General features: G+C 44.9%; 17 protein-coding genes. 7 read left to right on the top strand and 10 right to left on the bottom strand.

Going from position 1 to position 19,529, the window contains the following annotated elements:
* Positions 1-31 precede the first annotated feature (31 nt).
* Positions 32-634 carry a class I SAM-dependent methyltransferase gene (locus tag IGK61_RS15785; RefSeq protein WP_008379308.1) on the bottom strand — a complete coding sequence of 201 codons (603 nt, stop codon included), beginning with the start codon at positions 632-634 and terminating at the stop codon, positions 32-34.
* Between the two features lie 152 nt (positions 635-786).
* Between IGK61_RS15785 and IGK61_RS15780 the strand changes: the two genes are divergently transcribed.
* Genes IGK61_RS15780 through IGK61_RS15770 form a run of 3 tightly spaced genes read left to right on the top strand, consistent with a single transcriptional unit; the run spans position 787 to position 2,389 of the window.
* Positions 787-1,482 (top strand): 5'-methylthioadenosine/adenosylhomocysteine nucleosidase, encoded by a 696-nt coding sequence (locus IGK61_RS15780; protein ID WP_005227823.1) that lies wholly within the window; start codon positions 787-789, stop codon positions 1,480-1,482.
* A 43-nt stretch (positions 1,483-1,525) separates the two neighbouring features.
* The gene (locus tag IGK61_RS15775; protein WP_008379309.1) at positions 1,526-2,089 is read left to right on the top strand and encodes a cysteine hydrolase family protein; all 564 of its coding nucleotides are present in this window, start codon (positions 1,526-1,528) and stop codon (positions 2,087-2,089) included.
* A complete protein-coding gene (locus tag IGK61_RS15770) occupies positions 2,090-2,389 on the top strand; it encodes a hypothetical protein (protein WP_008379310.1) in 300 nt (99 codons plus the stop codon).
* A gap of 50 nt (positions 2,390-2,439) precedes the next feature.
* On the opposite strand, the gene IGK61_RS15765 is transcribed toward IGK61_RS15770, so the two are convergent.
* Positions 2,440-4,332 carry a M13 family metallopeptidase gene (locus IGK61_RS15765; RefSeq protein WP_074536170.1) on the bottom strand — a complete coding sequence of 631 codons (1,893 nt, stop codon included), beginning with the start codon at positions 4,330-4,332 and terminating at the stop codon, positions 2,440-2,442.
* A gap of 140 nt (positions 4,333-4,472) precedes the next feature.
* On the opposite strand from IGK61_RS15765, the gene IGK61_RS15760 reads away from it, so the two are divergent.
* Together IGK61_RS15760 and IGK61_RS15755 are read left to right on the top strand one after the other, a co-directional pair.
* Positions 4,473-5,012, top strand: a complete 540-nt coding sequence (locus tag IGK61_RS15760; RefSeq protein ID WP_005233534.1) for a C39 family peptidase — start codon at positions 4,473-4,475, stop codon at positions 5,010-5,012.
* A 71-nt stretch (positions 5,013-5,083) separates the two neighbouring features.
* The gene (locus IGK61_RS15755) at positions 5,084-6,049 is read left to right on the top strand and encodes a ribose-phosphate diphosphokinase (RefSeq protein WP_005233536.1); all 966 of its coding nucleotides are present in this window, start codon (positions 5,084-5,086) and stop codon (positions 6,047-6,049) included.
* A 77-nt stretch (positions 6,050-6,126) separates the two neighbouring features.
* Here IGK61_RS15755 and IGK61_RS15750 read toward each other — a convergent pair whose 3' ends face one another.
* Together IGK61_RS15750 and IGK61_RS15745 are read right to left on the bottom strand one after the other, a co-directional pair.
* On the bottom strand, positions 6,127-7,146 hold the full coding sequence (locus tag IGK61_RS15750) for a LacI family DNA-binding transcriptional regulator (protein WP_005227844.1): 1,020 nt from the start codon (positions 7,144-7,146) through the stop codon (positions 6,127-6,129).
* Positions 7,147-7,253: 107 nt separating this feature from the next.
* Complete coding sequence (locus tag IGK61_RS15745; RefSeq protein WP_074536168.1) at positions 7,254-9,518, bottom strand: glycoside hydrolase family 65 protein; 2,265 nt, start codon at positions 9,516-9,518, stop codon at positions 7,254-7,256.
* A gap of 250 nt (positions 9,519-9,768) precedes the next feature.
* Between IGK61_RS15745 and IGK61_RS15740 the strand changes: the two genes are divergently transcribed.
* Complete coding sequence (locus IGK61_RS15740; protein ID WP_074536166.1) at positions 9,769-11,943, top strand: PTS transporter subunit IIBC; 2,175 nt, start codon at positions 9,769-9,771, stop codon at positions 11,941-11,943.
* 93 nt (positions 11,944-12,036) lie between these two features.
* On the top strand, positions 12,037-12,867 hold the full coding sequence (locus tag IGK61_RS15735; RefSeq protein WP_074536162.1) for an endonuclease/exonuclease/phosphatase family protein: 831 nt from the start codon (positions 12,037-12,039) through the stop codon (positions 12,865-12,867).
* 56 nt (positions 12,868-12,923) lie between these two features.
* Here the strand turns inward: IGK61_RS15735 and IGK61_RS15730 are convergent, their stop codons facing one another.
* The 6 genes from IGK61_RS15730 to IGK61_RS15705 all read right to left on the bottom strand — a co-directional run bounded on the left by IGK61_RS15730 (position 12,924) and on the right by IGK61_RS15705 (position 19,332).
* Entirely contained in the window at positions 12,924-13,364 is a 441-nt protein-coding gene (locus IGK61_RS15730; protein WP_074536160.1) for a hypothetical protein, read from the bottom strand.
* Entirely contained in the window at positions 13,357-14,130 is a 774-nt protein-coding gene (locus tag IGK61_RS15725; RefSeq protein WP_074536158.1) for a MurR/RpiR family transcriptional regulator, read from the bottom strand. Before IGK61_RS15725 ends, IGK61_RS15730 begins: the two co-directional genes overlap by 8 nt.
* A gap of 63 nt (positions 14,131-14,193) precedes the next feature.
* Complete coding sequence (locus IGK61_RS15720) at positions 14,194-15,525, bottom strand: 6-phospho-alpha-glucosidase (protein WP_008379332.1); 1,332 nt, start codon at positions 15,523-15,525, stop codon at positions 14,194-14,196.
* Positions 15,526-15,538: 13 nt separating this feature from the next.
* Positions 15,539-17,131, bottom strand: a complete 1,593-nt coding sequence (locus IGK61_RS15715) for an alpha-glucoside-specific PTS transporter subunit IIBC (protein ID WP_074536156.1) — start codon at positions 17,129-17,131, stop codon at positions 15,539-15,541.
* A 187-nt stretch (positions 17,132-17,318) separates the two neighbouring features.
* The gene (locus tag IGK61_RS15710; RefSeq protein ID WP_005227859.1) at positions 17,319-17,990 is read right to left on the bottom strand and encodes a type 1 glutamine amidotransferase; all 672 of its coding nucleotides are present in this window, start codon (positions 17,988-17,990) and stop codon (positions 17,319-17,321) included.
* The gene (locus IGK61_RS15705; protein WP_005227862.1) at positions 17,983-19,332 is read right to left on the bottom strand and encodes a Mur ligase family protein; all 1,350 of its coding nucleotides are present in this window, start codon (positions 19,330-19,332) and stop codon (positions 17,983-17,985) included. The genes IGK61_RS15710 and IGK61_RS15705 overlap by 8 nt, the downstream gene beginning before the upstream one ends.
* Between the last annotated feature and the right edge of the window lie 197 nt (positions 19,333-19,529).

The following is a 19,529-nucleotide window of genomic DNA, read 5'->3' as shown; positions in this document are numbered from 1 at the left end:
CCCTGCATCTTCTGCAAGTGCGGCTTTTTTGTTATTCGGTCGGCTTTTTCAAAATAGCTAAAAACATGGCCGCTGGCTGATTCATGAACAAATGATCCGCTTCATGAAAAACGGTAAAGGAAGTGTCGGTAAACCCAATCGCCTCTGTCAGTTGAGTCAATGCAGCAGGGTCAAACCCATTATGAACCAGCGGGTGAGACACGGCGGGATTTTTGAGGAAATCCACTAGGTAAAGGGTTCCTCCTGGCTGCAGCAAGGCGTATAGTTTTTCCATCATAGCGGCTGTGTCAGGAATATGCAGCAAGACGAGGGATAGCAGCACAGCGTCTGCTTTTGCTTGTAAGGATTCTTGCAGCAGATCGTGGACAGTTGCAGAAGCATTGGCCAGCTGCAGTTGGTTGATTTTTTTTTCAGAAACCTCGATCATGCCAGGGGCAGTATCCCAGATGGCTAAGTGCTGGACATAAGCTGCTAAGGGCAGACTTACTAGGCCGGTACCGCCGCCGATATCGATCAGAGTTTGGTGCTGGTTGTCTTTAAAATAAGGTTCAAGGGTTTGGGTGACTAATTGTGCTAACGCGATCCGTTCAGGGGTATCGTATTTTGCTGCCATGGCGTTGAAAATTTCAGACATAAGTGCCTCCTTTGATAATGACAAAAAACTGTTCGTTTCGTCAAAACTAGTTTATCATGAAAGGAGAAAAAACACGTCAGTAGATACGTGGAAATTTCTGTTGTTTTTCATTTTAAAGGATGAAAAATAAACGAGAAGCAGGAGGCAAACACATGAAAATTGGTATTATTGGTGCAATGGAGGAAGAAATCAAGGCGTTGCGGGAACAGTTGATTTCACCGCTTTCTTGGGAACGCGGCGGCGCACTATTTATTTCAGGAAGTATCGGCAATCATGAAGTGATCGTCGTTCGTTCAGGTATTGGTAAAGTTCTGGCATCGATCACCACTAGTTTACTGATCCAACAATACGGGGTCAATATGGTGATCAATACTGGATCAGCTGGTGGGATCGGTGCCGGTTTACAAGTAGGGGATTTAGTGATCTCAGATAAAGTGGCCTATTTTGATGTCGATGTGACGGGCTTTGGTTATGAATATGGCCAGTTGCCTGGTGGGATGCCTTTGTATTATGAAGCCAGCCGCTATTTGATCAGTGAGATGACAAAAGCCGCAGAAGCGACCCATCATACCGTGAAAAAGGGACTGATCGTTACTGGTGACAGCTTCATTCATGACCCGCAAAAAGTACAGGAGATTTTAGGACATTTTCCAGATGCCTTGGCTTGTGAGATGGAAGGAGCCGCGATCGCACAGACTGCGCAGCAATTCAATATTCCTTTCTTAATCGTGCGCGCGATTAGCGACACCGCCGACCACGCAGCAACCGTCTCTTTTGATGAGTTTATCTTAGAAGCTGGCAAGCGTTCCGCTGAAATGGTCTTGGCATTCGTTGAAACATTAAAGTAACTTAAAAAACAGGAGAGCCGATCCGTAAGAGGAGGAAGGAAGCATGAGAGCATTACTATCCATTGATTATACGTTTGATTTTGTTGCAGATGAGGGACGATTGACGACGGGTGCTGCTGGGCAAGCGATTGAAGCTGCCTTAGTGGCTCGGACACAAGCCTTTATCGAAGCCGGTGAGTATGTCGTTTTTGCCATTGATCGTCATGAGGAAACAGACAACTATCATCCTGAAAACCGCTTGTTCCCACCCCACAATCTTGCGGGCAGTGCGGGGCGACATCTTTACGGCCGTTTAGCCCCGCTTTATGAAACCTATCAGGAAGCGCCAAATGTCTATTGGATCGACAAGCGCCATTACTCAGCGTTTAGTGGTACCGACTTGGACATCCGACTCCGGGAAAGAGGGATCACGGAATTGTACCTGACCGGCGTTTGTACCGACATCTGTGTCTTGCATACAGCAGTGGATGCCTATAATTTAGGCTACCAACTGGTGATCGATGCAGATACCGTTGCCAGCTTTGACGCGGTCGGACATGAATGGGCACTACGCCATTTTGAAAATACCCTTGGTGCGAAAATCATTTCTGCGAAGGAGGAAGCATAAATGGGATGGATGGATCAATTAAAAGCAAATTTCAGTTTCAGTGAACTGACTAGCCTTTATCAAGCGTATCAAAAAGGGAATCTTGATGTGAAGGCGTTGTTGAACAATGACTTCTTACAAAAGTATACAGATTTTCAGAACTTGGATGAGTTTATGGCTAAACTAGGAATCCAGAATGAAAACCAAATCTTCGACTTTCTAAAAGACCGCCCCAATCGACAAAAAGCCGATCAAGTCGTCAATGAGCATTCTCAATTCGATTCTGTGATTAGTATGATGAAAAAAGCTTTACAGAAATAAACAATTGGCGAAGAAAAAGCGCAAGCAGAAAAATCTGCTTGCGCTTTTGTTTACCAAATCTGCACACGATCTTCTGGTGCACGATACATAGGGTCACCAGGTTTGATATCAAAGGTGGTATAGAATTCATCGATGTTTTGGACTTGGATATTGGCCCGTAGTTTCGCTGGTCCGTGGACATCGATCGCCAGTAAGAGCTGTTGGTATTGTTCTTTGGCTTTTGTACGCCAAATCTTCGCCCAATTGGTGAAGAAGTCTGTTAAAGAAACATCGCTTTCTTTTTGCGCTGCTTCTAGCGCACAGCTTAGTCCGCCTGCATCGGCGATGTTTTCAGAAACAGTCAATGTTCCGTTGACGGTACCGCCGGCAAATGGCAGGCCATCAAACTCGTCGATCATCGCTTGAGCTAAGCGTTCAAAGTGTGCCAAATCTTCTTCTGTCCACCAATTGTTTAAATTACCATATTCATCAAATTTTGCCCCGTTGTTGTCAAAGGCGTGGGAGATCTCATGAGCAATGACCGCGCCGATCCCCCCATAATTTGCGCTGGTGGATTGTTCCAAACTATAAAAGGGCGCTTGTAAGATTGCGGCTGGGAAAACGATCACGTTCTTAAATGGGTGATAGTAGGCATTCACGGTAGCGGCGGACATTTCCCATTCCTCGCGATCCACGGGCTGCTGCCATTTTTTGAAGGTATCTTCTCGGAACAAACGATTGAAATGAAGGGCATTTGCCAACAGACTTTTCTCTTCATCGGTATGCAATTGATCATAAATAGCAGGAACTTGATCAGGGTACCCGACATGGATGCCTAAACGATTCAATTTGATAATCGCTTTTTGGCGGGTTTCTTCACTTAACCACGTGTTGTTGCGCAAACGATCTTGGTAGACAGCAATCATTGTTTCCACCATGTGTTTGACGTCTTTTTTCGCCATTTCCCCAAAGTACTTGCGTCCATAATAATCACCGATCACTTGACTAAAATGACCCATCGTTAAGTAATAAGCCGCTTTTTGTTGGGGAGCCGCTTCATCGATCCCTGATAAGTAGCGACTGTAGGTTCCGCCTAACTGACGCAATTCTTCACTCAGATAGCTAGTATAGCGCAAGCTTTGGTTGACGATCATCCAGCCTTTCAAGAGTTCAAAATGGCTATCAGAAACAATAATGTCAAAGGCTTCAAAGTAAGCGGGTTCCGTTACGATCAGCTCTTCTGGTGTACCTGGTAAAAGGGCTGTCAAGAGTTGTGTAAAATCGATCTTGCTAGCTTGCTTTGCAAATTCCTCCAAGGAGCGAGGATTGTAGTTTTTACTATAATCCGCACTTTCTTCCGCACTGCGGACATGAGGGGCGATCAATTTATCAAATGCGATCGCTTGCTCTACCATCGATTCCGCTTCTGCTTGGTCTTTTCCGTAAGCAACTAAAACGTTGACGGCCATCTCAAAGTAGACTTGCAGCATTTCGCCTGCTTGGGGATTTTCTGTGTAATAGGTTTTATCCGGCAAAATAGTAGCAGGCGGATAGACCGACAAAGTATTCATTTGCGCATTTTTCATGTCTGCATCGACATCCAGTTGGAAAGGCAAGGCAATGCCCTCTAAAACGAAACTTGCCAGTTGCTGATTCAATTCCTCATAAGAACGCAACGCTTCGATTTTTGCTAATAGTGCATTTGCTTCAGTAGCGCCAGCTGCCTCTCGTTGGGCAAAATCGCTGGCTAAGCGGTAAAAAGCCACAGCATCCTTCATGCGGCCTTTTGGCGTAGCATGGGGATCGTGTGCCATATTTTCAAATTCTGCGATCATTAAGGAATCGATTCCGTCAACGAGATCTTGGAATCCACCCGTAGCGGGTTTATCTGCTGGAATAACAGCGGTCTCCAGCCACTCGCCATTTACATAGTCATAAAAATCATCTTTTAACAAGGTTGTCATGTCTTTCGCTCCTCTCGCTTTCTACTATTATGAAACAAAATCTGTAAGGACGCAAAGAAAAGTTTTCTAGACGAAAAAGGGTTTTGATCCAAGTAGGAGGAGAATCTAAGGTATAATAAGAAAAAAGGCAGGTGAACGAGATGGAACAAGTAGAGTGGAAAGGGATCGCCGAAGAGCGGTTTCGTCCGTATAAGCAGTGGGTCACTCCTTCAGGGTATTTATGCGGCACCTATGCGGCAGCCGTCTTTTTGGCCTACTATCAAGATTACATCGATGAAACGATCATCCCGAAAGCGTTTCGCCGAAAAAAACAGCGGGATCTGACAGTAGTGACGGAAATGCTGCGTGTGCTGATTCAGCCTCATGGGTTGCCGACGATCGCTTGGCAAGTCAGTCATGGTTTGACTCGGTTTTTCGATCAATTCCAATTGCCTTACCGCGGACGTGCGACCGTTGTTGGCGGTTGGCATCGAGCGTGCAAACGAATCGACGAAGGCAAACCGGTGATCATCGGTATTTTGAAGCCTTTAGGCAGCACATATGGCAATCATTGGGTCGTGGCTTACGCCTACGCCGAAACCGCCAGCGGAGAACGCTATTTTAAAGTTCATGACAACTGGGGCAACTACAAAAAAGTAATTCCCGCCAGTTGGGTAAACGGTACCGTCACACTTCCTTGAACGAGACGGTTAAAAAAACAGTCACTTTGTGCTAGAATAGAAGAAAACAACCACATTCATTGGAGGCAATCATGGGCGAAAGTTATAAAGATAGTTCGTTGAAAATTTTTAGTTTAAATGGAAATTTACCATTAGCAGAAAACATTGCGAAAGTTTTCGGTACAGAACTAGGGAAGTCAAAAGTGACACAGTTTAGTGATGGAGAGATTGCCATCAATATTGAAGAAAGTGTGCGGGGCGACCATATTTATATCATTCAATCGACGAATGAACCCGTCAATGATCATTATTTAGAGTTGCTGATCATGATCGATGCGATGAAACGGGCTAGTGCGAAGACCATCAATGTCGTTTTGCCTTATTACGCATATGCGCGGCAAGACCGAACCGCCAACCCGCATGAGCCGATTACTGCAAAATTGATTGCCAATATGCTGGTGGAAGCAGGGGCTTCTCGGATCTTGACGCTTGATCTGCATGCCGTCCAAGTTCAAGGGTTTTTCGACATCCCAGTGGATAATCTCTTTACGATCCCATTGTTTGCTCATTATTATCGCGAACAAAAAATGACTGGTGACGACTATGTCGTTGTTTCACCAAAAAACAGCGGTGTCCAACGGACCCGTAGTTTGGCAGAATACTTAGATACAGCGATCGCGATCGTCGATCAAGATGAAGCCGATGGCGGCTATGTGATTGGTGATGTCGTTGGGAAAAAATGTATTTTAGTTGATGACATTTTAAATACCGGCCATACATTGGCAAAAGCGGCAGACTTGTTGAAGGAAGCTGGTGCCAGCGAAGTGTATGCTTGTGTGTCTCACGCCTTACTTTCGCCGCCAGCTAAAGAAATTTTGGATCAATCAGCGATTGAAAGGATTTGTGTCACCGATTCTTGTTGGACCAGCGAAGAACGCCATCCAGAAAAACTGCACTACATTTCTTGTGCTGAATTGATGGGGGAAGCCGTTCGCCGCATTCACGAAAATACACCAATGAGTCCATTGTTCCGCCTGGAAAGCAAAGAGTATAAATAAAAATATGAAAAGCACCCGCTATCCTTAGGGACAGCGGGTGCTTTTGCGTGTGGGGGAAGTGGACCAAACACAGCGGATCAGTTCAACTGGTTGCGGTTCAAGACCGTTTCTCGTTTGATCAGCTTATGTGGTACGACCAGCTGTACGCCGTTTGAATCTTCATGATTCAATTGCGCCATCAGCCGTTCGGTAGCGATTTTTCCTAAGGACAACACGTTGATATCGATACTAGTCAAATACGGGTGTGTCAAAGTAGCAAAGATCGAATTATTGAAACTGATGATGGATAAGTCATCCGGGACTTTGTAGCCATACATCGTCGCTAATTGAATGATCCGCACAGCGAACAGATCATCGATCACGACGATGGCAGTTGCTTGGGATTCTTTGATCGTTTCTTCAAACGTGACGTAATCTTCCGCTTTTTCAAAGGTCAATGCTGGATAAAAGGGGAGATTTGCCAGCATCATGGCTTTTTGGTAGCCGAAAAAACGTTCGAAATACAGATTTTCATGGGTCGTATTAGTAGCAAATAAAATCTTCGTATGCCCTTGGGCGATCAGATGCTCGGTTGCTTGCTTGCCTAACAACTGGTTGTCATTATCGACAAAAACGATTTTGTCTTCATTGCTGTATGGTTGACCAATCAAGGTAAAAGGGACTTCTTTTTCGACCAGATAGTCGATGATGGGGTCTTTTTCATCGGAATAGACCAAGATAAAGCCATCTACTTGTTTTTGCAGGTGCATCCGTTCCACGTTTTTTAGTAATGTAGCAAAGTCACGGGCGGAGGCAACGGCAACCGTCATTTGATGATGGCGGGCCTCTTCATTGATGGCTTCGATCGTTTCTAAATAAAAGGGGTTTCCTAGTCGTTCTTTCGAATCAAGGGGCGGCAAGATCACGCCGATGGCACTGGATATCTGTTTGCCGAGATTTCGAGCTGCAAGATTGGGGACATAGCCCATTTCTGCCATTACTTTGCGCACTTTCTTCTTGGTATCTTCAGAAATGCTGGGATGATCGTTTACGACACGAGAAACCGTGGATGTAGCGACGCCAGCCTTTTTGGCGACATCTTTGACCGTAATGCTCACTGATTTCCCTCCTTTTTTAGCTTATAGTATCACAAAGTGTCGGCACAAGGGTAGAGCCAATCAAAAGAAAGAAGAAATGCAGACATTTCTTCTTTCAGAAGGCTTGTTTAGTTGATCGCTGTACTGATTTCGTCTTCTAAAACATAGTCTTTGCCATACACCTTGATTGGCAATGCCTCACCGCTGATTTTTTTCAAAGTCACCGTTGACTCATTGACGGAAACAAAGAGCAGACGTCCACGATAGTTGATGTGGAAGGCATAGCGGCTCCACGTTTTAGGTAAGAATGGCGCAAACCCTAAGTGGTCGTGATCGGTTTTCATTTGAGCAAAGCCTTGAACGATCGCTAACCAGCTGCCGGTCATAGAAGTGATGTGCAAGCCATCATCGGTATCATTGTTGTAATTGTCCAAATCAAGACGAGCAGTCCGCTCATACATTTCCAACGCTTTTTCTTCCATGCCTAATTCCGCTGCTAAAATCGCATGGATACTTGGAGAAAGGGAAGATTCATGCACTGTCATCGGCTCATAGAAATCAAAGTTCCGTTGTTTTTCTTCTTTGCTGAATTGATCGCCGAAGAAGTAGATCCCTTGCAAAACATCGGCTTGCTTGATAAAGCAAGAGCGCAAGATATGATCCCACGACCAATTTTGGTTTAACGGCAAATGTTTTGGATCAAGATCGGAAACGGGCATCAAGTCTTTGTCTAAGAAGGTATCATGCTGGACGAACACACCAAGCTCTTGGTCTTCTGGGAAGTACATATTGTCGATGATGTCTTGCCATTTGGCTTGTTCTTCGTCAGAGATCGTGACAGTCGCTTCGTCTTTGAAGGCTTCATAGCTGGCTAAGGTATAAGCTAAGACCCAAGTAGCCATTTTATTGGTGTACCAGTTGTTATTGATATTGTTTTCGTATTCGTTTGGTCCTGTAACGCCATGGATCATGTATTTTTGCTGGCGTTTTGAATAGTGGACACGATCTGCCCAGAAACGTGAGATTGCGCTTAACACTTCTAATCCTTCTTTTTTCAGGTAACTTGTATCGCCAGTATAATTCGTATAGTTGTAGATGGCATAAGCGATGGCACCATTTCGGTGGATTTCTTCGAAAGTGATCTCCCACTCATTGTGGCATTCGATCCCAGTGAAGGTCACCATTGGGTAAAGGGCACCTGCTAAGCCTTGTTTTTGCGCATTGATATGGGCTTGCGGCAATTGGTTGTGACGGTATTTCAACAAGTTACGGGTCACTTCTGGTTTTGCTAATGCCAAATACAATGGAACTGCATAGGCTTCGGTATCCCAGTAAGTCGCACCGCCATATTTTTCACCAGTAAAGCCTTTCGGTCCAATGTTCAAGCGCTCGTCTTCGCCATAATAGGTTGAAAACAATTGGAACAGGTTGAAACGAATCCCTTGTTGCGCCGCAGCATCGCCTTCAATGATCACATCAGCTAAATCCCAGCGGGCTTTCCAAGCAGCGACTTGTTCTGCACGCAACGCATCATAATCTGCTTTGTATAAAGTGCCTAATTCGGTGACTTTTGCTGGATGATCATGAGCGGGAACATCACGACTCGTAACGATCAAGACTTCTTTGATCAATGAGAAGGTGTCACCGGCTGTTCCAGAAAAGGCAAAGGTATCAGCAACGCAAAGCTCGCTTTTCACGGAATCGATCGGTGTTTGGCTATGACGCATAGCAGAAGTGACAGTAAAGCGTTCAATGTCAAAATTATTTTCTACGGTCCGAGTGGTCAAGTAATGGAAAGTTTCGGTTTGACCATGAGCCAATTCTTCCCAGAAACGTTCGTCGTAGTTGCTGTCTTCGTTATGGACATTGTTATCTAGTTTAGAAACGACTTTGATCTCAGCGTCGCCTTCAATGATCTCAGCGTCCATCTTAATGAGGGCAAGTTCACGTTTTACGATGCTCAAGAAGCGTTCAAAAGAGAATTTTACGGTGGCGCTTGCCAAAGTGACAGTAAAGTTGCGGCGTAAAATCCCGGTTTCCATGTCTAGTTCTAAACGGAAATCACTTGGGCTGATTTTTGCTAAGTCGACTAATTGGTCATTGACAAATAGGTCCATTGCAATAAAGTTGACCGCGTTGATCACTTTGCCAAAATAATCAGGATAGCCGTTTTTCCACCAGCCGACACGGGTTTTGTCTGGGTACCAGACACCAGCGATATAAGTACCTAAGTGATGATCGCCGCTGTATTGTTCTTCAAAGTTGCCGCGCATTCCCATGTAGCCATTCCCGATACTTGTTAGCGACTCTTGCAGTCGACGATTTTCTTTATCTAAGGTAGATGTCGCGATTTTCCATGGATCGATCTCGAACAATCGTTGGATTTTTTTCATGAAAGTCCCTCCAGAATCTTTTTGATATCTCTATCATAAGCGCAAACGATTGCATCGTCAAGTGAAAGTTGTTGCGTTTAAAGAATTTCCTATTAGGAAACATCGAGAAAGAGAGATTCAGTTATATAAAGGTGAAAAGCGAATAGAATCCCTTTTGATATTTCTGGGTTTACAAAATCTTTTTTCTCCGTTAGAATGAAATCGTTAAGAAACCGATTGCGTAAATCGATTCAGGGAAGGAAGAAGGAAGATGAAAAAATTATTGAGCTTCGAATTTTGGCAAAAATTCGGAAAAGCGCTAATGGTGGTTGTCGCTGTTATGCCAGCTGCTGGTTTGATGATCAGTATTGGGAAAACGATCCCAATGATCAATGCCGACTGGGCATTTTTGATCACTACAGGAGGCGTCATTGAAAACATTGGTTGGGCAATTATTGGTAACTTGCATTTATTATTTGCATTAGCTATTGGTGGTAGTTGGGCAAAAGAGCGAGCTGGTGGGGCATTTGCTGCTGGGATCGCCTTTATTTTGATCAACCGAATCACTGGTTCGATCTTTGGCGTGACGAGCGCGATGTTAACCGAAGAAGGCGCCTTTACCCATACGTTATTTGGGACGAAGATCATGATCGACGGCTTCTTTACTAGTGTATTAGAAGCACCTGCTTTGAACATGGGTGTCTTTGTTGGGATCATCGCCGGTTTTGTGGGAGCAACAGCTTACAACAAATACTATAATTTCCGCAAATTACCGGATGCGCTTTCCTTCTTTAACGGCAAACGCTTCGTACCTTTCGTAGTGATCGCCCGTTCAGTAGTCGTCGCATTAGTGTTATCGATCGTTTGGCCCTACATTCAGGCAGGCATCAACAACTTCGGTTTATGGATCGCGCAATCACAAGAAAGTGCGCCCGTTTTAGCACCGTTCTTGTTTGGAACCTTGGAGCGGCTGCTCTTACCATTCGGGCTGCATCACATGTTGACGATCCCGATCAATTACACCGAATTAGGTGGAACTTACACGATTCTTTCTGGCGCACAAGCCGGCACCCAAGTCTTTGGACAAGACCCATTATGGCTTGCTTGGGCAACGGATCTAGTGAACATGCGCAATGCTGGCGATACGTCACAATATCAATTTTTATTGGAAAACTTTGTTCCTGCCCGCTTTAAAGTTGGACAAATGATTGGTTCATCTGGGATCTTGATGGGCTTGTCTTATGCCATGTATCGCAATGTCGATGCGGACAAACGGCACAAATATACCTCTATGTATTTATCAGCTGCTATCGCTGTCTTCTTGACAGGGGTAACGGAACCGTTGGAGTTCATGTTTATGTTTGCTGCCGTACCGCTTTACATCGTTTATGCAGTCGTACAAGGGGCGGCGTTTGCGATGGCGGATATCGTCAACTTACGGGTCCACTCTTTTGGGAATATCGAGTTGTTGACCCGTACCCCAATGGCGATCAATGCCGGCTTAGGACAAGATTTGATCAACTTTGTGTTAGTGACCATCGTCTTTGGTGTTGGGATGTATTTCTTGGCCAACTTCTTGATCAAAAAATTCAACTTTGCAACACCAGGTAGAAACGGCAACTACGAAACAGAAGGAGCCAGCGATGCGCCAGCAACAGCTTCGGCGGATGGAAATTTGAACCCAGATTCGCAAGTCGTGAAAATCATTCATTTATTAGGCGGACGTGAAAATATCGCCGACGTTGATGCATGTATGACCCGTTTACGGGTCTCTGTGAAAAATCGAGAAGCGGTCGGCGATGAAAAAGCATGGAAAGCCGCAGGGGCTTTAGGCTTGATCGTAAAAGACAACGGTGTGCAAGCAGTGTATGGACCGAAAGCAGATGTCTTAAAATCAGACATTCAAGATATCTTAGATTCTGGTGTCACGATTCCCGAACCGACGGCTAGTCAAGCACCAGTAGAAACCACTACCCACCAAAGCCAAGGCGTGACAGCTGAACTAGCTGCCGTTGCCACTGGAGAAGTGATGCCGATCACCTCTGTCAAAGACCAAGTGTTTGCGGAAAAAATGATGGGTGACGGTTATGGCGTGCGCCCAGAGCAGACGATAGTTGTCGCACCAATCAGCGGGAAAGTCACCAACATCTTCCCAACGAAACATGCGATTGGCTTGCTTTCTGATGAAGGCATCGAAGTATTGGTTCACATGGGCTTAGATACCGTTGACTTAAACGGTGCCCCCTTTACGGTAGCTGTCACTGAAGGACAACAAGTGGCGGTGGGTGACAAGTTAGCGGAGATGGATCTCGCTGCAGTAAGTGCTGCTGGCAAAGACACCACCATCGTTGTAGTGTTGACCAACAGCGATCAAATCGATTCCTTTGAATTGACCCAAATCGGTAAGCAACAAGCAGCCGCAGTTGTTGGAATCGTAAAACTATAATAAAATGACAAGCGGGTCGACTTTTTTGTTGACCCGCTCTCTTTTATTTTTTTAAGGAATCGTACAAGCAAACCGAGAGAAGGAGCCTTATTCATGAAGGTATTAACATTGAACACCCATAGCTGGTTAGAAGAAAATCAGCTCGAAAAATGCAAGATGATCGCACAAGAGATTGCAACAGGCGACTATGACATCATCGCCTTGCAAGAAGTCAACCAAACGATCGCTGCTCAAACCATCGTTCCTGATGGGCTTTATTGCCCCACAGATACGCTGGTGGAAATCAAGGAGGACAATTTTGCTTTACGCCTAGTGGAAGAACTGCAACTGTTAGACTGTGACTACTATTGGTCATGGACCTACAGTCACGTAGGCTATGACATTTACCACGAAGGCAATGCCTTATTGTCCAAACAGCCCATCATTGCCAAAGAATACCTTGCTTCACAAGCCACGGATGTCTGGGATCATACCACACGCAAAAACCTGAGCGGCTTGACTGAAGCCGATGGACAGATCGTACAAGTCGTTAGCTGTCATTTTTCTTGGTGGCAAGACGGTAAATTTGCCTACGAGTGGCAACAGACAGAAGCATTTTTAGCAGAACGGGCAGATACCTTATTGATCCTAGGAGATTTCAACAACGATGCGGCCAGTTCTGGTCATCAACTCGTCCTTGACAGCTCCTTACAGTTGCAAGACAGCTTTTTAACGGCTACCGAAACGATCGGTGAAGCCTCTGTCGTTAAAGCCATTGATGGTTGGCAAGACAATCGAGAAGCATTGCGGATCGATTATGTTTTTGCATCCAAAGACTTGCAAGCAACGGAATATGAAGTCGTTTTTGACGGAACGCGTACTCCGATCGTCAGCGATCACTTTGGAATCAAAGTGGTTTTTGCTTCAAAAACAGAGCCAAACTAGCAGAAGCGACAGCAAAAAAGCAGTGCCAACCGGCACTGCTTTTCTTTTTGGGGAAGTTAAATCGCTGATCGAACAAGGAGGAAAAAGAATAAACTCAATAAAAGAATGAATGCTAATGCCCCGTAGGTAAAACTCTCTTCGCCCCAAGTTGCGTTTTCCTCCTGACTCGAAAGACTTCTTCTTGTAAAAAAGACGAGTCCTGCACCGATGACATTCGCTGTCAGCAACTGCTGGAAGAAGATCAGGAATAAATACTGACCCAAAAGGCCTTTTTTACTCATGGAAAACCGTTGAATAAAGTACAGGCAAGCCCCTTGCAGCAAAAGGAGACTACTTAACAAGACCCCTAAAGCGGCTAACGGTTGCGAGTTGAGGTACTGGGCAAAGGTCATCCCATGGTTGAAGGCAGTCAAGGAAAGATAAAGATAGTAAGCACCGGCGATCAAAAGCCAATAACTCAGTAAAATCAATGGAAACGCCCATTTTCGTTTAGTCATGGTTGCCCTCCTGTAAAGTGAATAGTCCGTAGGAACGGATCAAATAATCAATCAAGCAGCTTAGTCCAATCAAAGACTGGCTAGGGATTTTCTTGCGACCGATTTGAAAAAAATCGCAATAATAGGTCAGGTGAAACGTTGAATGGCGAGCAAAATAATTATCTCCTGGCGCACTCAATGTCAAAACGGGAATCTGACGAATCGCAAAAGTCGTCAGATTCTCTTTGACGTTTTCTGTTTCGCCGCTCAGTGAGGCGATGATCACACAATCTTCGGCAGTGATCATCGGCATGACCATATCAAATTCCGTTTTGTTCGGCAATACGATCACTCGTTTTTCCATAGAAAGCATCATTTTGGAAAACTTCTCCAGTGCTTTCTTTTGGGAAAACCCAGTTGGGTAGCAGTAGATGGTTTTGCTGCGGTCAAACAAGCGGTTGAGGGCAGCTAAGTCTACCGTTTTTACATAGTTGAGGGTGGCGAAAATATCCTCTTGTTGCTTTTCAAAAATCGTTTTTTGCTGCGAAATCGTTGTTGTCTGTTCTTGCTGATGCCGTAGAAAATATTTGAACTCGGAATAGCCAGAAAAACCAAGTTTTTTCGTCAACCGTAAAATAGAAGACTTGGAGACGTGAACCTGCTCGGATAGCTCGACGATCCCCATAGATAGAACGGTGTCGCCGTTGGAAAGAATGTAGTTTAGAATGCCACGATCAAGTTCACTTAACTCTGATTGGTGCTGTTGAATCAAATACTGTAATTTCACAAAAACCCCTCCTTATTGATTAAGTATAGCTGAAAAGCCAGGAGGGGAGGCGAAGAACGCTGGCTAGTGTAATTCTGGCCAAAAGGCTTGATTTGCTTCAATCAATTCATCGAGTAATTCTTTGGCTACACGGGCATTTGGAACCACTTTTGAAAGAATCAGTGCTTGCCATAATTTCTGGTAAGAACCCTCTGCCCAAGCCTCCACGACTAATTTTTCTACGGCGACTTGTTGCTCCATCAATCCTTTTTGGAAGCGAGGGATCTTGCCTTGTGTGATTGGTTCTGCCCCGTTACTGCCGACGATACAAGGCACTTCCACCATTGCCTGTTCATCAAAGTTGACGATCGCTCCTTCGTTAGGCACGATCAACAGCATCCGTTCTTGCGTGTTATAAGCAATCGCTCGTGCAAGGTCCACGATGTAGCTGGCGTGTTCATCCACTTCAAGCGTGGTGTCAGTCGCTGTCTGGTTTTCTACGATGCGTTGGCATTCACCAAAGACGTGTTTTTCGCGGCCAGCCATGACTTCATTTGCCCGTGTAAAAGATGGGTTGGTGTGCGCCACTTCATCTTGAGGGAAAAAGTAATATTTCAAGTAGGTATTTGGCAAAGTTGATGGATCAACTTCGTACACTTCTTTTGCTTTAGCAAAGGTGTGCATCCAGCTGGCATCAGCATGTTGGCTCGCTTCGATTTCTTCTGGCAATGAATAGCCGTATTTTGCCACATGCGCCTGGATCTGCGGCAGCAAATCATTGCCAGCTTTGTCTCGTATATCTGTCCACCAGCCAAAGTGATTCAAGCCATAATAGCGAACCACCAACTCTTTGCGAGAAGCTAAACCGATCGCTTGCGCCATCCGTTCTTCGATTCCCACTGGCATATCACAAATATTAATGATCTTGGCATCAGGGCGCAATTTACGAGTCGCTTCTGCGACGATCGCTGCAGGATTGGAATAATTCAACATCCATGCATCAGGGGAATATTTTTCCATGTAATCGACTAACTCCAATACACCGCCGATAGAACGCATCCCATAAGCGATCCCGCCAGGACCACAAGTTTCTTGGCCGACCACACCATATTTCAAAGGGATTTTTTCATCCTTTTCGCGCATCGCATACAAGCCAACTCGGATATGCGCCATCACAAAATCGACATCCTGAAATGCGGTTTCGGGATCAGTGGTTGCTAAAAAGCTGATTTCTGGTGCGCGTTCTTTTAATAAAATCTCGCAAGCTTGTGCAACTTTTTCTTGTCGTTCTTCCAAATTGTCGTAAAACTTGATTTGGCGAATCGGGAAACGATCCAAGTGTTCCAAAAGCATCAAGACGATTCCTGGGGTAAAGGTACTGCCGCCTCCGGCGATCACGATTGAAAATTTTTTCATTTTTGTTTCCTCCTTAGTCTGATACAGCTAATAATTTTTCGAATTGTTCTCTCACTTGTGGCACATCCAGACCAACGATCACTTGGAAGGCGTTGCCGTTGCGAACAACACCATGGGCACCAGCGCCTTTAAAGATGTCATCTGGCAGCACTTGGTCTTGATCTTTGACGGTGATTCTTAGGCGAGTGGCACAATTAGTGACTTTATCAATATTATCGCGACCGCCAAACCCTTCTAAGTAGACTGCGGCTTGTTCGGTGTAGCGATTGGCACCAGCAATCACTGGCGTACCAGTGTTGGCTTGTTTTTCTTTGTAATCTTTTTTGGTGTACAGTTTGACTTCGCTATTGTTTTCTTCCCGTCCTGGTGTGGCTAACTTAAATTTGAGGATCAAGAAGCGGAAAACAAGGAAATAAAGGGCAGTAAAGGCTAACCCGATCACCAGCTGCGTGAAGATCATACTGCGATGATTTTGAAATAGCGGAATCCAGACCTTCGCCAACAGATCAATCAAGCCGCCCCCCATATCACCAACGACCCCGAAGGCAAACATCGTTGCCGCCATGGTCGCTGCTAAAACAGCGTGCACCGCAAAGAGGGGTGGTGAGATAAAGAGGAAGGTGAATTCCAATGGCTCAGTGATACCAGCTAAAACGGCAGTTAAAGTGGCAGGGATCAAAATCGCTAAGACCTTCTTTTTGTTCTCAGGCTTGGCTGTGAAATAAAAAGCAGCAGCGATCCCTGGTGCAGCAAAGATCTTAGAATTGCCATGTAAAGCAAAGCCCCCTTCAGGGAAAAGCTCTTTCAATGGTCTGGTGGATTGGGCAAATTCTTGTAAATGTGCCATCCAGTATTTGGAGATTCCTTCTTCGACGACAGCGGGACCAAAAACAAAGGGGGTATACACGAAATGATGGAGACCTGTGGGAATCAATATTCGCTCTAAGAAAGTATAGAGCCAGACCCCAAAGACCCCAGCACTTGCTAGAAACCCTTGCATGGACCCAATGCCAGCTTGGACTTTCGGCCAAATCAATGCGATCAAAAAAGCAACTGGCAGCATTAAAAAGAAACCGAGGATCACGACAAAGGAAGAGCCTTGGAAGATTCCGAGAAAATCAGGCAGCTTCGTATCGAAAAACTTGTTGTGAAGATAGACGACGATCGCCGAAATAAAAATTGCTCCGATAATACCAGTATCTAATGTTTTGATGCCAGCGATCATTTTCAAGCCACTCTCACCGCCGGGATCAGCTGCAAAGTTGACACCGAAGAAGTGACCAAAGTACTCGATCATGCCAGAAATAAAATAATTACAAGTAATATAGACGACAAAGGCTTCCATTGCCGCTCGCGCATTGGCTTTTTTTGCGAGACCGATCGGTAATCCAATGACAAATAATAATTCCATTTGGTTGAAGACCGTCCACGCTCCGTTTTCAATGATCGTCCAAATGTTGTACCAAGTAGAGCCTTCAGTGGCGATGCTCCCCACAAGCATCGGATTTTTAAAAATAATACACAGCGCGACCATGATCCCTGAAAAGGAAAACAAGAGGACCGGGGTAAACATCGCACCGCCAAACCGCTGAACTTTTTCCATCATAATTTCTTAACATCTCCTTTCAATTTTTACTACAATCTCAGTATAGAAAAGAAAGATAGCGGTTACAATAAAGCGAGGAAGCATAGGAACGTAGAAGCAAACAAAGAGAAAAAGTGGCAACTGCGGGGAAATTTCCCATAAAAAAACAAACCTGCGAAAAACAGGTTTGTTTGCTACGTACGTGTATTTAAATTTCGACGTTGCCATAACGATTGGCAAGGGCGGTGCGGATCAAGCGCTCTGCCAAATGCTCATTTCTTGCAAGGAGCGGTCCGTGGAAGTAAGAGCCGAACACATTGCGGTAAACCACGCCTTCGGTTTGGTCTTCGCCATTGTTTCCTTGTCCTTGGATGACTTTCCCCAATGGTTTTTCCCCTTTACCTAAGAAAGTACGGCCATTATGGTTTTCAAAGCCATAATAGGTCTCATCGAATTCTTCATTGTGGATCACGATGTCACCGATGAACCGATTGTTTTCTTGGCTTAAGGTGTAATGATCCAAGGCACCGATCCCATTGATTTTCTCGCCGTTGGCACCGATGTAGTAATGACCCAGTAATTGATAGCCGCCGCAGATCGCCAGCATGACGCCATCATTTTCGATATAGCTGGTCAGGGCTTCTTTTTTTGATTGGATATCTTGTGAAACGATCACTTGTTCAAAATCTTGTCCGCCACCGAAGAAGACGAGATCATATTTTTCAGGATCGAAGGGCTCGTGAATGCTGACGACTTCTGCGTTGAAGGTCACGCCTAGTTTTTCGGCCACGTAGCGCAGCATCAAGAGATTGCCGTTGTCGCCATAAGTATTCAAAAGATTTCCATACAAGTGGGCAACATTCAGTTGATACTTAGTCACGACTCATTCCTCCTTTGATATAGCCTTTTTCCGCAAGCTTTTTGCGTAGCTGCAAGACTGCAGTGTAAGTCGCTAAAATATAGACTTTTTCTGTTGGTAAGTCTGCAATTTGCTTGATGACGTCATCAAGTTCAGGGGTTTCAATGATTTTTTCTTCAGGGATCCCCGCAACTTTTAGCCGCAACGCCATATCTTTGTGACGATCACCACCAGCGATCACTTGAGGAATCCCCATATCGGCAAACGCTTCATGGTCGCCATCCCAAATCCAGCTGACGTCGATCCCATCTGCGTAGTTGGCATTCAACAAGCTGACTAGCGAGAAAGGATAGGGCGACAGGCCGATCATATCGATGACTTGGTTCAAACCAACAGGGTTTTTAACTAAGACTAACGTACATTCTTTGTCCCCAATGCGGATCACTTCTTGACGACCAAAGACTTTTTCGTCATAGGCCAAACCAGATTTGATTTTTGCAGGTGCTACGCCATAATATTCCGCAACCGCAGTTGCCGCCAGCGCATTGTAGACATTGTACATCCCACCAACTTCGATGCGATAGTCATTGCCATCGATCACAAAATCAGCAGAGGTGTTGTCCATTGCGGTCATTTCCGTCAGTTTATAATCCAATTCTGGTCGATGGAAGCCGCAATTTGGGCAGTAGTATTTTCCAAGATTGGCATAGGTGATCATTTTATAGTGTAAAATGTGATGACACTCAGGACATAACACGCCATCCGTATTGTAATGGGCCATCTGCTCTTCATCTGGCAAATGATCAAATCCATAGTATTTCCGCGGATTGACAGTTGCTACCGAATTGAACAGTGGCGAATCCCCATTGCAGAGGATCGTAGCTTCTGGTGAGTTTGCGGCACCTTCAACGATCATTTTATAGGTCGTATAGATCTCGCCATAACGGTCCATTTGATCGCGGAAAATATTAGTGAAAACGAACAATTCCGGTTTGATGTACTTCGTTACTTTGCTGAGACTGGCTTCATCGATTTCTAAAACCGCAAATTTTTTGCCTTTTTTAGGGCGTGCTGATAGAAAGGTTGAAACGATCCCTTGGACCATATTGGCGCCGGTGGGGTTCGTCAATACTTCATCAAATTCTTGGCGCAAAATATTGACAGTCAAGGCAGTCGTCAATGTTTTGCCGTTGGTGCCTGTGATCACGACGACTTGGTAATCTTTCGCCAAATGATCTAATATATGTGGATCAACTTTTAATGCTAATTTACCAGGCAGGCTTGAGCCGCCTTTGAAAAAGTTCTTTAATACCCATTGAGAGGTCTTACCGACTGAAACAGCCAGATGACTTCGTATTCCCATAATGTAACCCTCCATTAGAGCGAATGCTTTCATTGTGCAAATTCAATTTATCATACCATATACCAAGAAAAAGGTTAAATTGCTTTTGCGATTCTTTAAATTTCTGCAAAGACCATTCTGATAAATGGCTCTTTTACTTGCGATGATCAAAGGCTTGAAAAGCAAAACAGCAAACCTTCTGCCAGGTTTGCTGCTGC

It is taken from the genome of Enterococcus sp. AZ063 (genome assembly GCF_051715045.1).
In the GTDB taxonomy this organism is placed as follows: domain Bacteria; phylum Bacillota; class Bacilli; order Lactobacillales; family Enterococcaceae; genus Enterococcus_D; species Enterococcus_D casseliflavus.
The sequence above is the reverse complement of the archived record's forward strand: the minus strand, read 5'-3'. Positions and strand labels throughout refer to the sequence as shown.